18 protein-coding genes are annotated in these 18,927 nt (G+C 49.2%); 10 read left to right on the top strand and 8 right to left on the bottom strand.

Going from position 1 to position 18,927, the window contains the following annotated elements:
• Positions 1-5 precede the first annotated feature (5 nt).
• Positions 6-488, top strand: coding sequence for a hypothetical protein (locus tag H6F51_16480; GenBank protein MBD1824079.1), 483 nt, complete (start codon positions 6-8; stop codon positions 486-488).
• A gap of 107 nt (positions 489-595) precedes the next feature.
• On the opposite strand, the gene puuE is transcribed toward H6F51_16480, so the two are convergent.
• Positions 596-1,483, bottom strand: a complete 888-nt coding sequence (gene puuE / locus H6F51_16475; GenBank protein MBD1824078.1) for an allantoinase PuuE — start codon at positions 1,481-1,483, stop codon at positions 596-598.
• A gap of 32 nt (positions 1,484-1,515) precedes the next feature.
• Positions 1,516-1,938, bottom strand: coding sequence for a hypothetical protein (locus H6F51_16470; protein MBD1824077.1), 423 nt, complete (start codon positions 1,936-1,938; stop codon positions 1,516-1,518).
• 475 nt (positions 1,939-2,413) lie between these two features.
• Here H6F51_16470 and H6F51_16465 point away from each other — a divergent pair, with 475 nt between their 5' ends.
• The 3 genes from H6F51_16465 (at position 2,414) to H6F51_16455 (ending at position 5,589) form a co-directional block, all read left to right on the top strand.
• On the top strand, positions 2,414-3,562 hold the full coding sequence (locus H6F51_16465; GenBank protein ID MBD1824076.1) for an ABC exporter membrane fusion protein: 1,149 nt from the start codon (positions 2,414-2,416) through the stop codon (positions 3,560-3,562).
• Between the two features lie 80 nt (positions 3,563-3,642).
• On the top strand, positions 3,643-4,878 hold the full coding sequence (locus tag H6F51_16460) for an FtsX-like permease family protein (GenBank protein ID MBD1824075.1): 1,236 nt from the start codon (positions 3,643-3,645) through the stop codon (positions 4,876-4,878).
• A 12-nt stretch (positions 4,879-4,890) separates the two neighbouring features.
• Positions 4,891-5,589: a DevA family ABC transporter ATP-binding protein gene (locus tag H6F51_16455; protein MBD1824074.1), complete on the top strand. Its 699-nt coding sequence runs from the start codon at positions 4,891-4,893 to the stop codon at positions 5,587-5,589.
• Here the strand turns inward: H6F51_16455 and H6F51_16450 are convergent, their stop codons facing one another.
• From H6F51_16450 to H6F51_16425, 6 genes are all read right to left on the bottom strand, one after another.
• Positions 5,590-6,384 carry an ABC transporter permease gene (locus H6F51_16450; protein MBD1824073.1) on the bottom strand — a complete coding sequence of 265 codons (795 nt, stop codon included), beginning with the start codon at positions 6,382-6,384 and terminating at the stop codon, positions 5,590-5,592. It lies immediately after the preceding gene.
• The gene (locus H6F51_16445; GenBank protein MBD1824072.1) at positions 6,368-7,249 is read right to left on the bottom strand and encodes an ABC transporter permease; all 882 of its coding nucleotides are present in this window, start codon (positions 7,247-7,249) and stop codon (positions 6,368-6,370) included. Before H6F51_16445 ends, H6F51_16450 begins: the two co-directional genes overlap by 17 nt.
• An 83-nt stretch (positions 7,250-7,332) precedes the next feature.
• The gene (locus tag H6F51_16440; protein ID MBD1824071.1) at positions 7,333-7,752 is read right to left on the bottom strand and encodes a hypothetical protein; all 420 of its coding nucleotides are present in this window, start codon (positions 7,750-7,752) and stop codon (positions 7,333-7,335) included.
• A gap of 166 nt (positions 7,753-7,918) precedes the next feature.
• On the bottom strand, positions 7,919-9,874 hold the full coding sequence (gene recJ / locus H6F51_16435) for a single-stranded-DNA-specific exonuclease RecJ (protein ID MBD1824070.1): 1,956 nt from the start codon (positions 9,872-9,874) through the stop codon (positions 7,919-7,921).
• Positions 9,875-9,889: 15 nt separating this feature from the next.
• The gene (locus H6F51_16430; protein MBD1824069.1) at positions 9,890-11,065 is read right to left on the bottom strand and encodes a glycosyltransferase family 4 protein; all 1,176 of its coding nucleotides are present in this window, start codon (positions 11,063-11,065) and stop codon (positions 9,890-9,892) included.
• Positions 11,066-11,091: 26 nt separating this feature from the next.
• Complete coding sequence (locus H6F51_16425) at positions 11,092-12,018, bottom strand: glycosyltransferase family 2 protein (GenBank protein MBD1824068.1); 927 nt, start codon at positions 12,016-12,018, stop codon at positions 11,092-11,094.
• 175 nt (positions 12,019-12,193) lie between these two features.
• Here H6F51_16425 and H6F51_16420 point away from each other — a divergent pair, with 175 nt between their 5' ends.
• The 6 genes from H6F51_16420 to H6F51_16395 all read left to right on the top strand — a co-directional run bounded on the left by H6F51_16420 (position 12,194) and on the right by H6F51_16395 (position 18,922).
• The gene (locus H6F51_16420; protein ID MBD1824067.1) at positions 12,194-12,832 is read left to right on the top strand and encodes a hypothetical protein; all 639 of its coding nucleotides are present in this window, start codon (positions 12,194-12,196) and stop codon (positions 12,830-12,832) included.
• A 7-nt stretch (positions 12,833-12,839) separates the two neighbouring features.
• Complete coding sequence (locus tag H6F51_16415) at positions 12,840-13,613, top strand: pentapeptide repeat-containing protein (GenBank protein ID MBD1824066.1); 774 nt, start codon at positions 12,840-12,842, stop codon at positions 13,611-13,613.
• Positions 13,614-13,685: 72 nt separating this feature from the next.
• A complete protein-coding gene (locus H6F51_16410) occupies positions 13,686-15,908 on the top strand; it encodes a DUF3488 domain-containing protein (GenBank protein MBD1824065.1) in 2,223 nt (740 codons plus the stop codon).
• Between the two features lie 370 nt (positions 15,909-16,278).
• Positions 16,279-16,950 carry a global nitrogen regulator NtcA gene (gene ntcA / locus H6F51_16405; protein MBD1824064.1) on the top strand — a complete coding sequence of 224 codons (672 nt, stop codon included), beginning with the start codon at positions 16,279-16,281 and terminating at the stop codon, positions 16,948-16,950.
• A gap of 124 nt (positions 16,951-17,074) precedes the next feature.
• A complete protein-coding gene (locus H6F51_16400) occupies positions 17,075-18,472 on the top strand; it encodes a DUF3084 domain-containing protein (protein MBD1824063.1) in 1,398 nt (465 codons plus the stop codon).
• 33 nt (positions 18,473-18,505) lie between these two features.
• Complete coding sequence (locus tag H6F51_16395) at positions 18,506-18,922, top strand: pre-16S rRNA-processing nuclease YqgF (GenBank protein ID MBD1824062.1); 417 nt, start codon at positions 18,506-18,508, stop codon at positions 18,920-18,922.
• The last annotated feature ends 5 nt before the right edge of the window (positions 18,923-18,927 follow it).

Here is an 18,927-nt window from a genome sequence, read left to right as displayed (position 1 = left end):
AGGCAATGAGCGATCGCTCTAGTGCAATTAAAAAGATGGCAAATTCGGGAAACGCTGGCGATCATATTCGCGCGATCGCCGATCAACTGCGCCAAGAGACCAGTTTGCAAATTAAGGCAACCTCACGAATTTTAGGAGCAGCCGCCCAAATTTCGGAGAATCACGATCGCTTAATTGATCAAGTTGTTGAAATGGTGGAAGAAGATTTAGAGCGATATACTCAATCCACGACAACAGAACCACTGACAATCGAACAACTTCAGCAGCAGTTCAAAACCTTGAAACAGGCAAAATTACATTTCGGAATCAAGGCAAACACATGGGCATCGCTGGCTGATAAGTTGAATCGACAAGCAACGGTTTCTATCCCTAATCAAACATCTGTGTTTCAACGATTAGATACGATCGAGCTTGAGTTACAAACTGTACGCACTGATCTAAGCAAAGCTTTGAAGATATTGACGTTAATCTTGGAGAAGGTTTCGTGAACTTCAATCAGCAAGATTAGTGCAAGATTTGCAACCTTAGAAAAGCGAGTTTTATACCAATGCTTTTCTCTGATTTTGCTCTGTAAAATCGCTCTAAATCTAGCCGATCAGGCCGTGGGTTTGTGATGTTCGTGCCAGTGACGCGCAATATCAATGCGCCGACAGAGCCACACTCGATCGTGCCCTTGCACATAATCTAAAAATCGCGCCAGTGCTGCTGCTCTTCCGGGTCTGCCGACCAATCGACAGTGTAACCCGACACTCATCATTTTCGGTGCGGTTTCTCCTTCTTCGTACAGCACATCAAACGCATCTTGCAGATACGCGAAAAACTGATCGCCCGAATTAAATCCTTGATTCGTGGCAAATCGCATATCGTTGTTGTCCAGCGTATAGGGAATGACTAGATGGGGCTTGCCGTTCCCTTGCACCCAGTAGGGCAAATCGTCTGCATAGCTGTCTGAATCGTAGAGAAATCCGCCTTCCTCGATCACTAGCTTTTGCGTGTGTGGGCTATTGCGTCCGGTATACCAACCGAGCGGACGGCTTCCGGTGACGCGAGTGTGCAGATCGATCGCTCTTTTCAAATGCTCCCGCTCGGCTTCTTCGGAAAAGTCTTTGTACTCGATCCAGCGATATCCATGACTGGCGATTTCCCAATCGGCTGCTTTCATCGCCGCTACCGCTTCAGGATTTCGCTCTAGTGCCATCGCAACGCCGTAAACCGTGACGGGAATTCCACGCGACGTAAACATCCGATGCAACCGCCAAAATCCCGCCCGACTGCCGTATTCGTAACACGACTCCATATTCATATGGCGCAATCCCACAAACGGCGCGGCTCCCACAATTTCAGATAAAAACGCTTCTGAAGTGGGGTCGCCATGCAGGATACAGTTTTCGCCGCCCTCTTCGTAGTTGATCACAAACTGAAGCGCGATGCGGGCTTGGTCTTTCCAGTGGGGGTGCGGTGGGTGTTGACCATAGCCCACCATGTCTCTCGGATACGAATTTGTCGTCGCAGTCATCAGCGGTTAACCGATAAAAGTTGCCGATCGAGAAATATGACGAAATCTCGAACCGTATACAGCATACCAATATCCCAGAGATCGCTAATCTCAATCTCAAATCGATCGCAAAAATCGTCGTGCAAGTTACACTCCCAATCGAACCAGCACACCAAAGGAAGCTGCAAATCTTCGACGAGGCGATCGTCAGGAACGACTTTACTAAACGGCAACCCAGAATAAAATTCCATCTGCTGATAGACAAACGCAGAGACATCTTGGGAGATTTTCAGGGGTTGCCAGAATGCCTGATGCCAGTCTTCTAAACTAAGGGCGGGACGCGATCGCCAGTTCTGCTGAATGTGGCGACGAACACTGAGATCCGGACTGAGATCCGGGTAGGTTCTGACTGTTAGGACTACGTTCGTGAGTTCGCGCCACATTTGATTGCTGCCCGATTGCGATCGATGCTCTCAGTATTCCCACTCAGGAATCATCTGTCACAAACATTTGTTGGCTTTTTAGGAATTTGCAGCGATTCAGCCATGTTATACCAAATTGATTTTTGAGTGCGACAGATCTTGGAAGCCCCCTAAATCCCCCACGCGTGGGGGACTTCAAGCCAAATCTGTTTCGGATTCTCAAAGTTCCCCAATATGGGGGATTTAGGGGGCGAAGGATCTGTCGCATTAACAAATTGATTCGGTATTAGAACCAAAAGTGACATTAGGCAGGGAAAATTGCGGTACGCTATCTACCCTTCAGCAGAACTTGAGACCTTCCATAACTTTCACTGATCGAGGTCTTCATATTCAGTAATAATAGATTTAGAATTGTTAAATTTTGTTCTCGCTGCTGTTTAACCTTACCCTGATCGCTCTTGCCGCATAGGAGTTCTCTGTGAAATTCAAACCGCTGATGAAACCCGCTGGTGCGCGGGCAGTGTTCATTGGATCTGCGATCGCACTTGCTGTCTCCGGGTTCGGCATTTTCTCATATTCCATCTTTCGCCCCAATCCCCCGTCTTCTGCTCAAACTCTGACGGCTCAGACCGACGCTGTAGACGCTATCAGCGCCCTGGGACGCTTGGAGCCAGAAGGCGGCGTGATCAAGATTTCTGCTCCGTCTGCTTCAATGGCAGGCGGATTGGGTGGATCGCGGGTCGAACGAGTGCTTGTGAAAGAAGGCGCGATCGTCAAAGCCAATCAACCTCTAGCAGTTTTGGATACCTACCAGACGCTTTTAGCTTCAGCGATGCAGGCAGAAGCACAGGTCAAAGAAGCGGAGTCACGTTTAGCACAAGTCAGAGCCGGCGCAAAACAAGGTGATATCAACGCGCAACGAGCGACAGTTTTACGCGCCCAAGCTGAATTACCGAAGGCAGAAGCAGAATTTCTCAAAGTGGATGCCGAATATCAAAAAGCGAAGCGCGACTACGATCGCTTTGCTGCTCTCTACACTCAAGGGGCAGTGAACGAATTAGAAGTAAGTAACCGCAGGCTCGCCCTAAATACGACCGAAAAACAACGTCAGCAAGCGGCGCAAGTTGTTGAGCAAGCAAAGTTAGGGCTTGAAGGCGCAAGACAGACGTTAAGCAGCGTAGCAGAAGTGCGACCCACGGATCTTCAGCAAGCAGAAGCGAATGTGCAGGTGGCAATGGCAAATTTTCAGCGCTCAAGAGCCGAGCTAGATAAAGCGATCGTGCGTTCCCCATCGGATGGGCAAGTGCTGAAGATTCACACTGATCCAGGAGAAGTCGCAGGCAACGATGGCGTAATGGATTTAGGGCGCACCCAGCAGATGTATGTGGTGGCGGAAGTGGATGAGAATTACATCAACCGGGTGAAAGTGGGACAACGCGCCAAAATTACCGGATATGCGCTTCCGGGTGAACTCACAGGAACGGTCGATCGTGTGGGGCTACAAGTTCGGAAGAATGCTGTTCTCAACACTGATCCGGTTGATAAAACCGATACGCGGGTAGTTGAAGTCAGAATTCGCCTAGACAATAGCAAACCCGTTGCGGGCTTAACCAATTTGCAGGTTAAAGTTGCGATTCAGCCCTAGAACTGCCGAGTCTGACGCGAGATTAGGGATTGATACACCGCGCAAAGCAGATAAATTTCTGAACTGTTGATGAGTAATGTATGTTTTCGATTCCCCTAGCCTGGTTACAACTGAAGCGCGAAAAAGTCCGGCTGTTGGTAGCGCTTGCGGGTATTGGATTTGCAGTCATTTTGATGTTTCTGCAATTGGGCTTTCAGGATGCGCTGTTTGAGAGTGCAATCACGCTGCACCAGAATATTGAAGGGGATATCTTTCTCATCAGTCCGCAATCGACTTCCTTGATTTCGATGAAGAGCTTTCCAGAACGGCGATTGTATCAATCGTTGGGATTTGCGGGAGTGAAGTCGGTTAGCCCGATTTACATTGGATTTGGGATTTGGAAGAATCCATTCTGGCAAGGGCCGCCTGCGTCGCAAACTCGTAGTATTTTGGTGATTGGCACAAACCCAGGAGACAATATCTTCGCGATTCCGGGTGTGGCAGAGAATCGATCGAAGATTCAGTTAACGGATGTGGTGCTGTTCGACAGCGCGTCGCGTCCTGAGTTTGGTGCCGTTGCCGAGAAATTTAAGGCACTGAGTCCTTCTGATCCTGCGATTCGGACTGAGGTGGAATCGCGTCGAGTCGAAGTTGGCGGATTGTTCCGTTTGGGGGCTTCGTTCGGGGCAGATGGAAACTTAATTACGAGCGATCTGAATTTCCGACGCATTTTTCCCAGCCGCGATCCAGCCCTGATTGATGTGGGGGTGATCAAGCTTGAGCCGGGAGCAAACTTAGAAGCAGCGTTAGAGCGGTTCAAGAGTCTCCCTGGTGAGCGCCGGGTTGATCCGAATAAGAAAATTGAGGAGACAAAAGAAGATTTTGTCGTGGGGGATGTGCGCGTGATGTCAAAAGCAGCATTTGTTGCATTTGAGCAGAACTACTGGAAAGACAGCACGGCGATCGGGTTTATTTTTACCTTGGGTGCAGCGATCGGCTTTGTGGTCGGAACGGTGATTGTTTACCAGATTCTTTATACCGATGTTGCGGATCATTTAGCAGAGTATGCAACGTTGAAAGCAATGGGATACAAGAATCGCTACCTATTATCCGTTGTGTTTCAGGAAGCGTTAATTCTATCGGTTATGGGATATATTCCTGGCTATATTCTTTGTGTTGGGCTTTACAATCTTACTCGTAATGCAACCGCGCTTCCTTTAGCGATGACGACTTCGCGGGGCATTCTGGTTTTGTGCTTGACGATCCTCATGTGTGTAATTTCTGGCACGATCGCCGTTCGCAAAGTTCAACAAGCTGATCCGGCTGATATTTTTTAACATTTTTTAACTATGGCTAAAGATTCCATCATCGATATTCAGAAAGTCAATCACTATTACGGGACAGGACGATTGCGAAAGCAGATCTTGTTTGAGGTTACAACCGCGATCGAACCGGGTGAAGTGGTGATTATGACGGGGCCTTCGGGGTCTGGGAAAACGACGCTGTTGACGTTAATCGGAGCATTGCGATCAACGCAAGAAGGCAGTATGAAAGTGCTAGGGCAAGAGTTATTAAATGCACCAGAGCGGGAGTTAGTCGAACTGCGTCGCAACATTGGCTATATTTTCCAGGCGCATAATCTGCTGAATTCGCTAACGGCTCGTCAAAATGTCCAAATGTCGATCGAGCTTCACACGGACATTCCGCAATCGAGCGCGCGTGAAATGGCGGAATCGATGTTATCGGCAGTGGGACTCGGTGAATGGGTGAATCAATATCCGCACGAATTATCCGGGGGGCAAAAACAGCGCGTTGCGATCGCTCGTGCCTTGGTGTGCAATCCGAAAATCGTGCTGGCAGATGAACCGACCGCCGCCCTTGATAAGAAGTCTGGTCGCGATGTCGTAGAGATTATGCAGAATTTGGCGAAAAAGCAAGGCGCGGCAATTTTGCTGGTCACACATGACAATCGGATTCTGGATATCGCCGATCGTATTATCAATATGGAAGATGGGCGATTGAATTCACTAGAGCTATCATCGCCCTGATTACTGAAACCGTTTTTTCTCACTTTGATAGCGAATCACTTCAGCAATCAGAGCGACACTGGCTGATGCAATCATTAAGACAACGCTCAAAGCATTCATATCGGGTCTAACACTGGTACGCACCCGACTAAAGATTTCCATCGGTATCGTATTCACACCGCCTCCCGCCGTAAAACTCGCAATCAAAAAGTCATCCATACTCAATACAAACGCTAAAAGACAGCCTGAAATGATTGCAGGCGCCAATTGTGGCAGTAATACGAAAACTAATGATTGAAGCGGAGATGCGCCTAAATCTAAAGCAGCTTCTTCTAAATTCGGATCGAGATTCGTTAACCTTGTAGAAACAACTAGCGCAACATACGCTAAACAAAACACCACATGAGCCGCAACGATCGTCCACAAACTCAACGGCACTGCAATCACAGCAAGAAACACTAAAGTTGCAACAGCGATCGCAATATCAGGAATGATTAAAGGCAAATATACTGCGCCTTGAAATAGCTTTTTCCCATAAAACTGGTAGCGGGAAAGCCCGATCGCCATTAGGGTTCCGATCACGGCTGCAATTGCGGTTGCCAAACTTGCAACTAATAAGCTATCTCCTAGTGCCGACAAGATACGATTATCTTGGAAAAATTTGACATACCAGGAGAACGTAAACCCTTTCCACTGAGCGCTATTCGGCGCTGCGTTAAAGCTATAAAATGCTAAAACTGCGATCGGCAAATACATAAAGCCAAACATCAGCACCGTGAATAGGGCTGAAACTGGAAACTTAGATTGACTTTGCATTTCTATCCCCGTATTTAATTAGAAGTGCGATCGCAAGACTTACCACCAAAATTAAGATCATACTCAGCGCTGAACCAAAGCCCCAATTCTGCGTTGCGCCAAGGAACTGATCGTAGATCGACCGCGCTGCGGTTCGACTGGCAGTTCCGCCTAATAATTCAGGATTGACGAAATCGCCCGCTCCGGTAATAAACACTAATAGACTTCCGGCGGCAATTCCTGGTAAACATTGTGGAACCGTCACCCTCCAAAAAGCTTGGAACGGTGTTGCGCCTAAATCTGCTGCGGCTTCGAGCAGTTGACGATCGAGCTTTTCGAGCGACGCATACAGAATTAACACCATATAAGGTAATAAGCTGTAGATCATTCCAATCAAGACTGCGATCGGCTGATACAACAAGTCCAGCGCAGGTAAACCAATACTGGTAAGAATGCTATTCAAAACGCCTGTTCTGCGGAGAATGCTCACCCAGGCATACGATCGCAATAGCGAAGATGTCCAGAGCGGCAGCGTAAATCCGAGCAGCAGTAGATTGCGCCAGCGTTTCGGAGAAGAAAGCGCAATCCAATATGCCACCGGAAATCCCAGAACCAAGCATCCTAACGTCGTACCCGAAGCAAGCAGGAACGATCTTCTAATAATCGAAAAGGTTTCTGGCTGGAAAATGCGCCAGTAGTTATCAAGACCCGACGGAATTACGACATCACCGGGCTTGATATTTGGTACTAAGCTCAGCTGGAAAATGATCAGCGTAGGCACGATCAGCAATAGCAGCAACCAGAGACTAGCCGGAGCCAGCATGAGCAAAGGTTGCAGCCACCGAGGTGCAATGCTCGGAGTTTCAGAAACAGAGGGCGCTTTCATGGAACAGTGACGATGAGAATAGCTCTTGTATGAAGAATACCCAGGATTTCTCACCGTGACACGAATTTTGCTTGATGCCTCTGCTAGTGGCTAGAGCGAGACAGACGATCGCGAATTTTTTGCAGCGTATCGGAAGTGCGGACGGGCGATCGCGGCTGGGGTGTTTCGCTATCGGGCCAGAACGGCAGATCCGCGCAAGGACAGTCAGAGGGAGGCATTCCCAGCGATCGCGTGGGCACAGGCATCGCACAACGGGCGCAGGGATTGATTTCCCAATCCGACGAGAGCAGTTCTCGGATCGTTTGGGTAGTGCCTTCGATGTAGCAATCCCCCGATTCTGGAGCGCGCACCAAATTCCAGCAGGCTTCAAACTCGTCACTGTAGCGATCGCCCGCAATCACAGAGGATACCTTGAGGGCTTGCCGTCCGTTGTGAGTCATGAGTCGCTTTCCTAGCTGAAACCAGTAGGCGAGATACTGTCTAACTTGTTGTTCAGTTGCCATAGGTTGCGCGAAATCAGAATGGGTCACGAGCAATATGCCTCAACTTTAGGACGAGATGTGAAGCGTGTTCCTCAATCTCATGGGAGGTAGCGGGGTAGATTTTAGAGAAAAACGGAAGTAGTCTCAGCCTAGCGCGTGGGGCTTCTAATGAATATGAATAAAATCTTTAGACTTTTAACGCATCTACCGCAGCTTTTACCAAGCCATAAAAGGGCGCTTGCGACACATCGACTTCTTGCATTGCTTGATCTAGTTTTCCAAGCGTTCCAATTCTTTGCCCTTTTTGAATAATTAAGGTTTCACCTTTAGTGTTCTGAATTCTTAACTCTTTGATCCCACTTTGTTCGAGGAGTGTGCAGGTGTAGGGTCGATCGCTGAAGATAAATTCGGTTTGCTGCGACGGTAGTCTTGCCCCAACGATTTCGAGTTGGACGGAAACTTCGTTGTTCCATTCGTTGGACTTGAGCCGATAGGCGATATCTAAGGTGCTTGGTAGGGGGAAATATTCGCCCCAGCGCCATGCGATCGCGTTAATTTTCTCGCTGCCTGAGCGCAGTACAAATTTGATGTGTCCTTTCCCAATCCGGCGTTGCTCATCAATGCAAACGTTCGGTGTCCAGAAAACCGGATCGGGGTTGTCCATGCCGCAAGGATGCAGGGCATCAAGTTGGGCGTGAAGCGCTAGATCAAGTTGAGCGAGTTCGGCCTGGGCATCGATCGTGACTAAAGGTTTAAGGTGCTCAGGTTTGAGAGATCGGTGGGCGAAGGTTCTAAGTCTTGCTCGAATGTCGTCTAAACGATCGGCTTCAAAAGAAAACCCGCCTGCTGCTTTGTGTCCTCCATGTTTGAGCATCAAGTCTTTGCAGCACTCTAACGCTTCAAACACATTGAATTCTGGGATGCTGCGAGCCGACCCGCGAATATGGGTTTTTGCTGCGTCTTCATACGTTCCGATAAAGACTGGAACACCGTAGCGTTCGACTAATCGAGAGGCAACAATTCCGATTACGCCATGATGCCAATCGGGTTGCACTAACAATAAAACACGATCGTCTTTTGCATTTAGCGAACTGTTTTCATAGGCTTCGATCGCTTCTTTCTCGATCTGTTCACACAATTGTTGCCGGTGTTTATTCACCTGTTCACACTGCATTGCACGCTCTAATGCAACGCCATCATCATCAGTAATCAATAGCTCAATCACAATCTCTGGATCAGAGATCCGCCCGATCGCATTGATTCTAGGGCCTAATCGAAACCCGATCGCTTCAGGCTTGAGGTTTTTGTCATTGCTCAAGCCTGCAATCTGAATTAACGCTTGAATGCCCGCTATTTTGGACTTTGGTAATAACTGCAAACCGCGCTTTACCCAGCGGCGATTAACCCCGGTCAGTGGAGCCAAGTCTGCGATCGTGCCTAGTGTAAATAGCTCTAACAGAGAGTGCTGTAAGTCTCTGGTCTGTCCAAAACTTTGAGCTAAACAGACGGCGAGAACATACGCAACTCCCACTCCCGCCATACCGCGATACGGTGAGGTTTCTGCGATTAACTTCGGATTTAGAATTGCATTTGCGTTTGGCAGGGTTGGCGGTAAATCATGGTGATCGGTGATAATTACTGTTAAACCGAGTTCTCTGGCGCGATCAATTGGATCATGTGCCGCAATGCCATTATCGACCGTGAGAATCAGCCCGACTCCTTCCTCGTGAAACTCTTCGATAATGCGGCGATTGATGCCGTATCCTTCGCTCATGCGGCTCGGAATCGCATAGTCAACTCTTGCGCCCAAATACCGCAATGCTCGGAGTAACAATGCAGTGCTCGTCATGCCGTCTGCATCATAATCGCCGCAAATCGCAATCCGGGTTTTATCGTTGATTGCATTAATCAAGAGTTCTAAGCTGATCGCTAAATCTGGAAAGTCTTCTAGCGGAGAAGGCAGCGATTGTCGTTCTGGGTCGAGAAATTCTTGGACGGATTCGAGCGAGGTGAAGCCGCGATTGATCAAAACCTGCGCGAGAAGGGGCGATCGCTGAGTTTCTACAGCAAGCTGTGTCGCACGATCGCGCTGAGCGGGATGAATAAACCAACGTTGATCCGGGAGGCGCGATCGATCAGACATAGCCAGAGCGCAAACTTAAAGAGACGGAAACGATTGTACTCTTGAACGCTGCGATCGCGGATCAAACTCCACTGTATTCTTTACTGTTTCAGCAAAGCGCTGAGCAAGTAACGCATTGGTGTAATGGCTCAGAACTGCTTGTCGTCCGGTGGCTGCATAGTGCGATCGCAGTTCGGGATTTAGAATCAATTCGCTTAATTTCTGTGACAGCGCGATCGCGTTTCCTTCAGGAAAAACTAATCCGCCTTTTGTGGCAGCGATTAGATGAGGAATTTCGCCTGAATCCGAGCCGATTACCGGAGTTCCACACGCCATCGCTTCAATGATTACTCGCCCGAACTGTTCTTTCCAACTCGATCGCGTTTCAGAAGGCAGCACCAGCAGATCGAATGCCGAAAGATAGTTCGGAGTTTCGGTAAACGGAACAAAACCTAATTTCTGAATGCGATCGTTTAAATTCAACTGTTGGGCGATCGCGTCAAACTCTGGCTCATACTCTCCAGCCCCAATCATCACCAGCCGCCACGGGAGCGATCGGATCTCGTTCAAAGCAAGGAGTAGCGTTTTCAGTCCTTTTTGTTCAACAATGCGCCCAACATAGCCGATTAATACAGCTTGGGCACCCAGTTCAGTTTTAAGCGTGTTCGATCGGGGATAGTAAATTGCTGGATCAATTCCAGACGGCATCAATACACTTTGCCCCGTGTATCCCTTTTCTCGCATCACCGCTTCTGCGCTGTAAGACCCAGGAAACATCACATCAGTATGCTTCAAAATCCAGCGCTCCATCTGCCGAAACGGAATCGGATAGCGCTTGAGAATGTTCTGCCAGGTAAAAAAACTAATCGGTTTGCGAATCGTGAAATAGTTTGCGAGATAAACCTGCAACGTCACTAACGCATAAGGCTCCTGATGTAGGTAGATAAAATCGGGATTGAGCTTGCGGAGTAGATTTACAAAGAACGATCGATAACTATGCAGAGGAATGCTGCCTGAGCGCCAAACTGGAATGCTGATGATCTGTCCGCGAAAATCTTTCCAGCGCTCGATCTTGCGCCGAATGCCGTATTCATCTTTCCAATTTTCAGGCATGACGATCGTGAGTTCCCAGCCGGTTTGCTGCTCAATCTCAGCGTAAAACTGTTGAACCACAGAGACTGTACAAGAATGATTCACGATCAAAAGCTTCATAGATTGCACCGCAGGACATTAAAGAACTAATCGGCAGGCTGATAAGCGGGAGCTTGCTTGATTTTGTGCCATTTGTAATAGGTACTCCACTTCAAGGCACGACGATCGCGCCAGAGTGCCGGAAGATTTTGCTGAATTTCGCGAACAATCCAACTTGCCCCAAATTCACTCTTGATCTTGTGCTGACGACAATAAGCCCAATGTTTGTAAACGTAGAGCAAGATTCTCAGGGGAACGCTGAACACCATCATCGCCGAAGGTTCGTTATAAATCGCAGCAAAACACTTGTTCCGGCAGTTGTTTCTCAGCGCGACTAAGTTATTTCGTCCGATCGGGGACTTATAGTGAACCACACAAGCATCCGGTAGATAAACCACATAAAAGCCGCGATCGAGCATTCGCTTACAAAATTCGGGTTCTTCATAATACGCGGCGAACATTTCCCGATAGCCTCCTAATTCGAGAAACAAGTCTCGTCGCAGCAGGCTACCGTAGCCTACAAAAGTCGGAGCATAACAACGATACTCGATTGCCAAGGGTTGACCCGGCAAGAGTTTTCCGGTTTCGTCGCTTTGAGACAGCGCGACTGCTCCCACTTCAGGACTAATCTTCAACACCGTTAAGGCGTTATCAACACTCTCCGCGCTCAACAGTTGAGCATCATCATCGAGATACAGCAAATAAGGCGCTTTCGCTCGTTCTGCAAGTTCGTTGCGAGTAGCAGGGATACCCTTATTGTTTTCATGCCGAAAGACTTGTAATCGATCGACCAAAATCGGATCGATCGCTGGAAGCACCCGATCGGCGATCGGCGCTTCTGAGGCATCATCAATCAGCAGAATCTCAAACTCAACGTGCTGAAGCAAGGTAAGAGAATTCAGGCAGCGAATCACATCATCAGGACGATTACGACTGGCAACACAGACTGAGAGCGCTGGAGAGGTAGAATTCATCATCAGGCGAATCGCGTCAACTCCTTAAAATTTGAAGTGATAGTGGGCATCTGTCATCTGCCCGAGGATAGGACAGCTTCCTTCTAAACAAAATAAAATTTAACTGCATCAATTGAAAGATACGATCGCACGGGTCGAATCGTATACTAAGAGAGCAATTTACAATCGTTTACTCTTGGGCATCGATCTTCGCAGCTACGTTTATATCGATCGCTTGCAGTCGCAGCACGCAGCTTATCTGGGAACCGAGGCGCTAGGATTTCTGCCACTTCCCGGTGACGCTTCATTATGGATTGAAATCACGCCTGGAATTGAAATCAATCGCATCATGGATGTGGCACTGAAAGCGGCAGTGGTGCGTCCGGGAGTGCAGATGGTCGAGCGGTTATATGGAGTCCTCGAAATTCACGCGAGCAATCAAGGCGAAGTGAATGCGGCGGGGCGAGCAATTCTGGCGGCGCTGAATGTGCAGAAACAGGATTGTCTGCGACCGCGTGTGATCTCCAGCCAGATTATCCGCAATATTGATGCTCACCATACGCAACTGATTAACCGAACGCGGCGCGGCAATATGATTTTGGCAGGACAAACGCTGTATGTGTTTGAAGTAGAACCAGCGGCATATGCCGCTTTAGCTGCAAACGAAGCCGAAAAAGCAGCGTTCATTAACATTCTGCAAATCTCAGCCGTGGGCAGTTTTGGACGCTTGTATCTAGGCGGTGAAGAGCGCGACATCATCGCCGCATCGAAGGCAGTGATCGAGACGATGGAAAATCTGCCGGGACGAGAACACTACAGCGATCGTAAGGAGTAAAGCGATCGTGGCGGTGATGGCACATTTGATGACGCTGCATAAGGGCGCAGTGATTTGGTCAGACTGGCGATCGCGCTATCCGACGATCGAGCCGGATTTAAGCGATGCGGATTTAGATGAGATTGAGTTGCGCGGCGCAAACTTACGAGGAGCGAATTTTAGTCGCTCTAGATTGTGCTGGGCGGTGCTGAATGAAGCAGAGTTGAACGCGGCAAAATTTAATAAAGCAGTGCTTCAGAAAACTGAATTTATGCACGCGACATTACAGCACGCCCAATTTGTGGATGCGAACTTAGTTGGAGCAGATTTTCGCCACGCTAATCTAACCGATGCCAATTTCATCGGAGCAGATCTCAAAGGGGCGAATTTTAATGATGCAGATCTGATTCGGGCGAATTTGATTGGCACGGAGTTACGGGGCGCGAAATTTAAGCGATCGGATCTTACAGGTGCAGACTTGCGGCGATCGGATTTAAGCAATGCGATTTTGATTCAGGCAAACTTAGCCGAAGCCAATTTGAGCGATGCAAATTTAGTTGAGGCGGAATTAAGCGGAGCGCATTTTTATCGATCGACCTTCCACAAAGCCAATTTAAAGTTCGCTCACTTTAGCGGGAGTTACTTATTTGGGGCAGATTTTACGGGTGCTGACTTGTCGGGAGCTGACTTGTCCTGGGCAAATTTGGGCAAGGCAAATTTTACTGGGGCAACTTTAGCCGGCACGAATCTCAGAGGTGCAAATTTGGCGGGTGCGGTTTTGCCCGCTAGATTAAGTCGATGACGCGATCGCCCTGCCATCGTCTTTTTCAGGTAAACGGGTACTCTGGAGGTAAAATTCCTTCGTTCTCTCCGCATGAAAAACTGGTGGCAGCAAATCCAAGCGAAAATTCAGGTCATTCCAGAAGCAAAACCAGAAGAATCGATTCTTCTGCGAGTCCTCACTCAGTCGCTTGTCAGCGTGGGAATTTTGGCGACAGATTTGGCTGCGGAAACTCAGTTGAGCGTGTGGGCAATTCCCTTAAGCGCGATCGGAGCCTATTGGAGTTGGCATCGACGACGCAAGAAAAATACAGGGTTTAAATTCCTGTTGGCGATCGCAATGACGATCGTGCTGTTTAGTTTTTTTGGCAGGATGCTCGGTGGTGCTCAGAGCGGTGATAATCGGCTGCTGCTGGCAGAGTTTCTGATTCAGATCCAAGTGCTGCACAGCTTTGATTTGCCACGCCGCAAGGATTTGGGCTATTCGATGATGATTGGGCTAGTGCTGCTGTCGGTGGCAAGTACGCTGAGTCAGACGATGCTGTTTGGCGCAATGCTGCTGGTATTTTTGGCGATCGCGCTCCCGGTACTGATGCTCGATTATTGTTCGCGCTTGGGCGTAGATGTGGTCAAGTTAGAGCGCACCAGCTTTAAGAAAATCAATTTTCGAGTGCTGCCTGCGATCTTTGCGATCGTGCTGGCATTGGGATTGGTGATTTTTGCGCTGATGCCGCGACTTCCTGGCTATCAGTTACGTATATTTCCGGTCAGTTCTCCGGTGAGCGTTCAGGAGCGATTTAATAACCGAGTGATTACCAATCCGGGCATGGGTCAGAGTCGAGATCCGCGTGTGGGAATGCGATCGGGGAGCGGAAAAGGCGCAGGGCAAAGCCAAGATCCGGATGACCTGTCTTATGGTGGATTTGGCGACAAGATTAGCCAAAACGTGCGGCATCCATTAAAGCCGCGAGTCATTATGCGGGTGCGATCGCAGATCGAAGGCTTTTGGCGGGTGATGGCTTTCGATCGCTACACAGGGCAGGGTTGGGAAGTGTCGCGCAACGACAAGACGCAGACAGTTAAACGCTCACCTTGGTCATATCGGTTCTTTCTGCCGACTCCGGTGACGATCGGCAAAACACGCGAAGTGGTGCAGACCTACACGATTATTGCCCCAATGCCGAATCTAATTCCGGCGCTTTCAAGGGCGAGAGAAATCTATTTCCCGACCGATGAAATTGCGATCGACCCCGAAGCAGGATTACGTGCGCCGATCGAGTTAAGCGATGGCATTACTTATACCGTGGTGTCGGATGTGCCGTATCGCGATCGCACGTTGCTGCGGCTGTATTCGTCCAGAGCGCAGTATCCAAAAGAGAGTCCACACTTACAGATTCCAGCGGGAATTGCTCAGAATGTCGCTAAAGAAACGAAGCGAATCCTGGCAACTTCTGAACAGCCGATCGAGTCCGATTATGAAAAGGCGCTTTATCTGGGGCAGTATTTGAAGCAGCGTTATCAGGTTCGGCAAGACCTGGATTTGCTGAAGCCGGGTGAAGATCTCGTCGAGGCATTTTTGCAAAATCAAGGCGGCGATCGCGATCATTTTTCTACGACGCTGACGATGATGCTGCGATCAATTGGCATTCCGGCGCGATTAGTAGCGGGATATGCGCCCGGAGAATTTAATCCCTTCACCGGACTGTACATTGTGAAGAATACCGATGCTTACGCGATCACAGAAATCTTCGTGCCGCGCATGGGATGGTTCACGATCGACCCGATTCCGGGACGTGAACTGATTCCGCCTTCGATCGAGGAATATCAGCCCTTTAGTCTGCTGCAGCGATTTTGGAACTGGGTCGCGGGATGGCTACCTCTGCCTGTAACGGCTTGGATCAGCGAAGTAATTCGGACGATCGGGAGCGCGATCGGCTGGTTTTTGGCGCTGTTTACTCAAGGATTAGGTGGATTCTTGACCGCGTGTTTGCTAATGATTAGCACTGCCTTGCTGGTTTGGCTGTGTGGTCAAGGCTGGAAAAAATGGCGAACTTACCAGCGGTTGCAGAAGCTTGCACCGATGGAGCGGCTTTATCAGCAAATGCTGTCTCGCCTCGAAGCGCAAGGCACTCGTAAATCTTCAGCAGATACGCCGCTAGAATATGCCCAACGAGCGAAAACCATGCGGACTCAAGAGCAAGCAGGTGCGATCGAAGACATTTCCCAAGCGTATGTGAAGTGGCGCTACGGACGAGAAAAACCTGAAATTGAAGCGCTGCGGCATCAGTTGAAGAGACTAAAACCTCAGCGAAAGTAAATGAGTAAGCCTGTGCCAAAGGCAACACCATTGGCAGTATTCATTTCGCATAGCAACCGTCTCGACCTCAGCAGCACAAAGGAATCTGCTCGAATGGGTGCAAGTGACACTATCGCCACCCGATTCGAGTTACGGTACAATCTTCCAAAATTATTCAGCCCTGAGAGGGAGAATCTAAGCGTGCCGAAAAAAACACGCTCGAAAGTAGAAAATTCCCAGAGATTTTCAGGATCACGGCTAAAATGTAGCGCAGTGTACAAAAAGCATTCGGTGACTCAGTTTTAGTGGTCTAAAGTCATCAATTGTTTACAAAGCTCGATCGCTGACCGGCTTGTAAACTCATCCAGCACTCGACACGACAAGGAAAGAAATGGTTGTGACCAAGGATAGACCGCTTGCAGCAATGTTCCGTCAGATTGGAGGAAGTGCATATCCTCCCGTGATTGAAACGTTTGAACGGGGCAAAACAATCTTCTTTCCCGGAGATCCGGCAGAACGAGTGTATTTTCTGGTCAAGGGTGCCGTCAAACTGTCGCGGGTGTACGAAGCAGGCGAAGAAATTACGGTGGCGCTGCTGAGAGAAAACAGCGTATTCGGGGTGCTGTCACTGATTACCGGACAAAGAGCCGATCGCTTTTATCACGCCGTTGCCTTTACTCCGGTTGAGTTGCTTTCGATCCCGATCGAGCAAGTCGAGAAAGCACTGAAGGAAAACCCCGAACTTTCGATGCTGATGCTCAAAGGCTTGTCCTCGCGGATTTTGCAAACCGAGATGATGATCGAGACCTTAGCGCACCGGGATATGGGATCGCGATTGGTGAGCTTTTTGCTGATTCTCTGCCGCGATTTTGGAGTCCCATCGCAAGAGGGAATCATGATTGACCTCAAACTCTCGCATCAAGCGATCGCTGAAGCGATCGGTTCGACTCGCGTGACGGTGACGCGCTTACTGGGAGATTTGCGTCAGGACAAAATGATTTCGATTCACAAGAAAAAAATCACCGTTCACAATCCGGTAACGCTAAGTCAGCAGTTTACCTAATTGGACTAGAATTCTTTCCTTGAAGACCCGCCCGAAGTATAAATCGAACAGGCATAATGATAGGCGGATCTAGAATTGCCTTGCCAGTGTAAAAGTGCTGGTCTAAGGATCTCTTGGGAGTCTTATGTCCGATGTCGGGCTGATTTTAATTCTGGTGGTGTTGGTGTTGGGTGGAGTGATCGCAACCGTGGGCGATCGCTTGGGAACTCGTGTGGGAAAAGCGCGGCTTAGCTTGTTTAATCTTCGTCCGAAGCAAACCGCGGTCGTAGTTACGATTTTGACCGGAACGCTGATTTCTGCCTCAACTTTAGGGGTGCTGCTGCTGGCAAGTAAAACCTTTCGCGAAATGCTGCTGAACTTTGGGCGAATCCAAACCGAGCTGCGCGATCGCGGACGCGATTTGGAAAAGGCTGCCACCGATCTGAAGGCGACCGATGCTCAGAAAGCGCAAGTCGAGAAGCAACTCACAGAAGCTCGGTCGGAACGCGCCCAAGTTGAGGAACAGCTAAAGCGAATCAATGCCGATCTGAAAACTTCAATCGATCGCCAACGGGAAACCAATGCTCAACTCCGCACCACCGAAGCGCAGCGTGATCTCACGCGTCGTCAACTGGTCGCGGTGTCTGGTCAAGCATTAAAACTCCGCAGCGATATCAATCAACTGCAGTCGGAACAAAAGACCCTGATTACGCAGCGCGATCAGGTCAAGCAGCAGATCGCCGAGCGCGATGCAGAGATTGCCGAACGCACGAAACTGATTGAACAGCGCGATCGTGAGATTAATGAGCGCGATCAGGTGATTGGGCAGCGTGAGACGGATCTGAAGCGATTAGAGGCACAACGAGCCAGCCTAACTGCGACACTGCAGCAAATTGAACGGGATGTCGAGCTAATTCGCAGCGGCGATCTGGCGATTTATCGGACACAAGTGTTGTCTTCTGGCGTGGTGCGCGTAGGAAATTCGGAAGGTGCGAAAGCAGCGATCGATCAACTCCTGCAATATGCAAATCGTTCTGCGGTTGAGGCACTGCGGCTCGGACGAGATGATCTGCAAATTGTGCAGATTCGGACGGCGGAAGTTGAAAGTTTGATTCAACAAATCAGGAATGGTCAAGATTATCTGGTTCGGGTACAAGCCCTCGCAAACTATGTCAAAGGCGAAAACAAACCCGTGTTTGTTTACATGAGTGCAGTCCCCAATCGGGTTGTGTTTTCTGCGGGAGAGACGATCGCTGCCCAAACAATCGATCCCTCCAAGCTTGCACCGCAGGACTTCCAACGGTCGATTCAAGAACTGCTTGCTGTTTCTAATACTCGCGCTCGTGTCGCTGGCGTTTTGAACGACAACATTCAAATCGAAAAACTGCTTACATTAGGATCATTCATTGACCAGCTGCGGCGCTATCCCACTCCGGTTGAACTGCGAGCGATCGCATCGGATACCACATACACGGCTGGGCCGCTCAAAATAGAATTAGTGGCAGTTCAAAACGGACAAGTGGTGCTGAGAGCATCGAGCTAACATATCCAGCGAATAGGGGAGTAGAGACGCAGCATGGCGGAACAGCCAGTAATTCTGGGGTTTGATCCAGGGCGGCAAAAGTGTGGATTAGCGGTCATGGGGGTCGATCGCCGCCTCTACTATCATGAAGTGATCAGCGCCGAAAGCACGATCGCGACGATTCAAGGCTTGCGGGAGCGGTATCCGATTTCGCTATTGGTGATGGGGGATCAGACTTCCTCAAAAGATTGGAAGCTCAAGATTGCGGATGAATTAAGTGAGCCGCTGCGGATTATCACGGTGGATGAGCGCAATAGTTCCTTAGAAGCTCGCGATCGCTATTGGCAGCTTTATCCGCCAGAAGGGTTGAATCGGTTGATCCCGCAAGGAATGCGAACGCCGCCGAGAGCGATCGATGATATTGTGGCGATTCTGCTGATCGAACGGTATTTAGAACGCTTGGTGAGCTAATGATC

Source organism: Cyanobacteria bacterium FACHB-DQ100 (assembly GCA_014695195.1).
Classification (GTDB): domain Bacteria; phylum Cyanobacteriota; class Cyanobacteriia; order Leptolyngbyales; family Leptolyngbyaceae; genus Leptolyngbya.
Note: the sequence above shows the minus strand (reverse complement) of the source record. Positions and strands in the feature narration are given on the sequence as shown.

What these genes read in the sequence shown, in the direction of transcription:
- H6F51_16480 (MBD1824079.1), top strand. Translation starts at nt 6, where the DNA reads ATGAGCGATCGCTCTAGTGCAATTAAAAAGATGGCAAATTCGGGAAAC.
- puuE (MBD1824078.1), bottom strand. Translation starts at nt 1,483, where the DNA reads ATGGTGGGCTATGGTCAACACCCACCGCACCCCCACTGGAAAGACCAA.
- H6F51_16470 (MBD1824077.1), bottom strand. Translation starts at nt 1,938, where the DNA reads ATGTGGCGCGAACTCACGAACGTAGTCCTAACAGTCAGAACCTACCCG.
- H6F51_16465 (MBD1824076.1), top strand. Translation starts at nt 2,414, where the DNA reads ATGAAACCCGCTGGTGCGCGGGCAGTGTTCATTGGATCTGCGATCGCA.
- H6F51_16460 (MBD1824075.1), top strand. Translation starts at nt 3,643, where the DNA reads ATGTTTTCGATTCCCCTAGCCTGGTTACAACTGAAGCGCGAAAAAGTC.
- H6F51_16455 (MBD1824074.1), top strand. Translation starts at nt 4,891, where the DNA reads ATGGCTAAAGATTCCATCATCGATATTCAGAAAGTCAATCACTATTAC.
- H6F51_16450 (MBD1824073.1), bottom strand. Translation starts at nt 6,384, where the DNA reads ATGCAAAGTCAATCTAAGTTTCCAGTTTCAGCCCTATTCACGGTGCTG.
- H6F51_16445 (MBD1824072.1), bottom strand. Translation starts at nt 7,249, where the DNA reads ATGAAAGCGCCCTCTGTTTCTGAAACTCCGAGCATTGCACCTCGGTGG.
- H6F51_16440 (MBD1824071.1), bottom strand. Translation starts at nt 7,752, where the DNA reads ATGGCAACTGAACAACAAGTTAGACAGTATCTCGCCTACTGGTTTCAG.
- recJ (MBD1824070.1), bottom strand. Translation starts at nt 9,874, where the DNA reads ATGTCTGATCGATCGCGCCTCCCGGATCAACGTTGGTTTATTCATCCC.
- H6F51_16430 (MBD1824069.1), bottom strand. Translation starts at nt 11,065, where the DNA reads ATGAAGCTTTTGATCGTGAATCATTCTTGTACAGTCTCTGTGGTTCAA.
- H6F51_16425 (MBD1824068.1), bottom strand. Translation starts at nt 12,018, where the DNA reads ATGAATTCTACCTCTCCAGCGCTCTCAGTCTGTGTTGCCAGTCGTAAT.
- H6F51_16410 (MBD1824065.1), top strand. Translation starts at nt 13,686, where the DNA reads ATGAAAAACTGGTGGCAGCAAATCCAAGCGAAAATTCAGGTCATTCCA.
- ntcA (MBD1824064.1), top strand. Translation starts at nt 16,279, where the DNA reads ATGGTTGTGACCAAGGATAGACCGCTTGCAGCAATGTTCCGTCAGATT.
- H6F51_16400 (MBD1824063.1), top strand. Translation starts at nt 17,075, where the DNA reads ATGTCCGATGTCGGGCTGATTTTAATTCTGGTGGTGTTGGTGTTGGGT.
- H6F51_16395 (MBD1824062.1), top strand. Translation starts at nt 18,506, where the DNA reads ATGGCGGAACAGCCAGTAATTCTGGGGTTTGATCCAGGGCGGCAAAAG.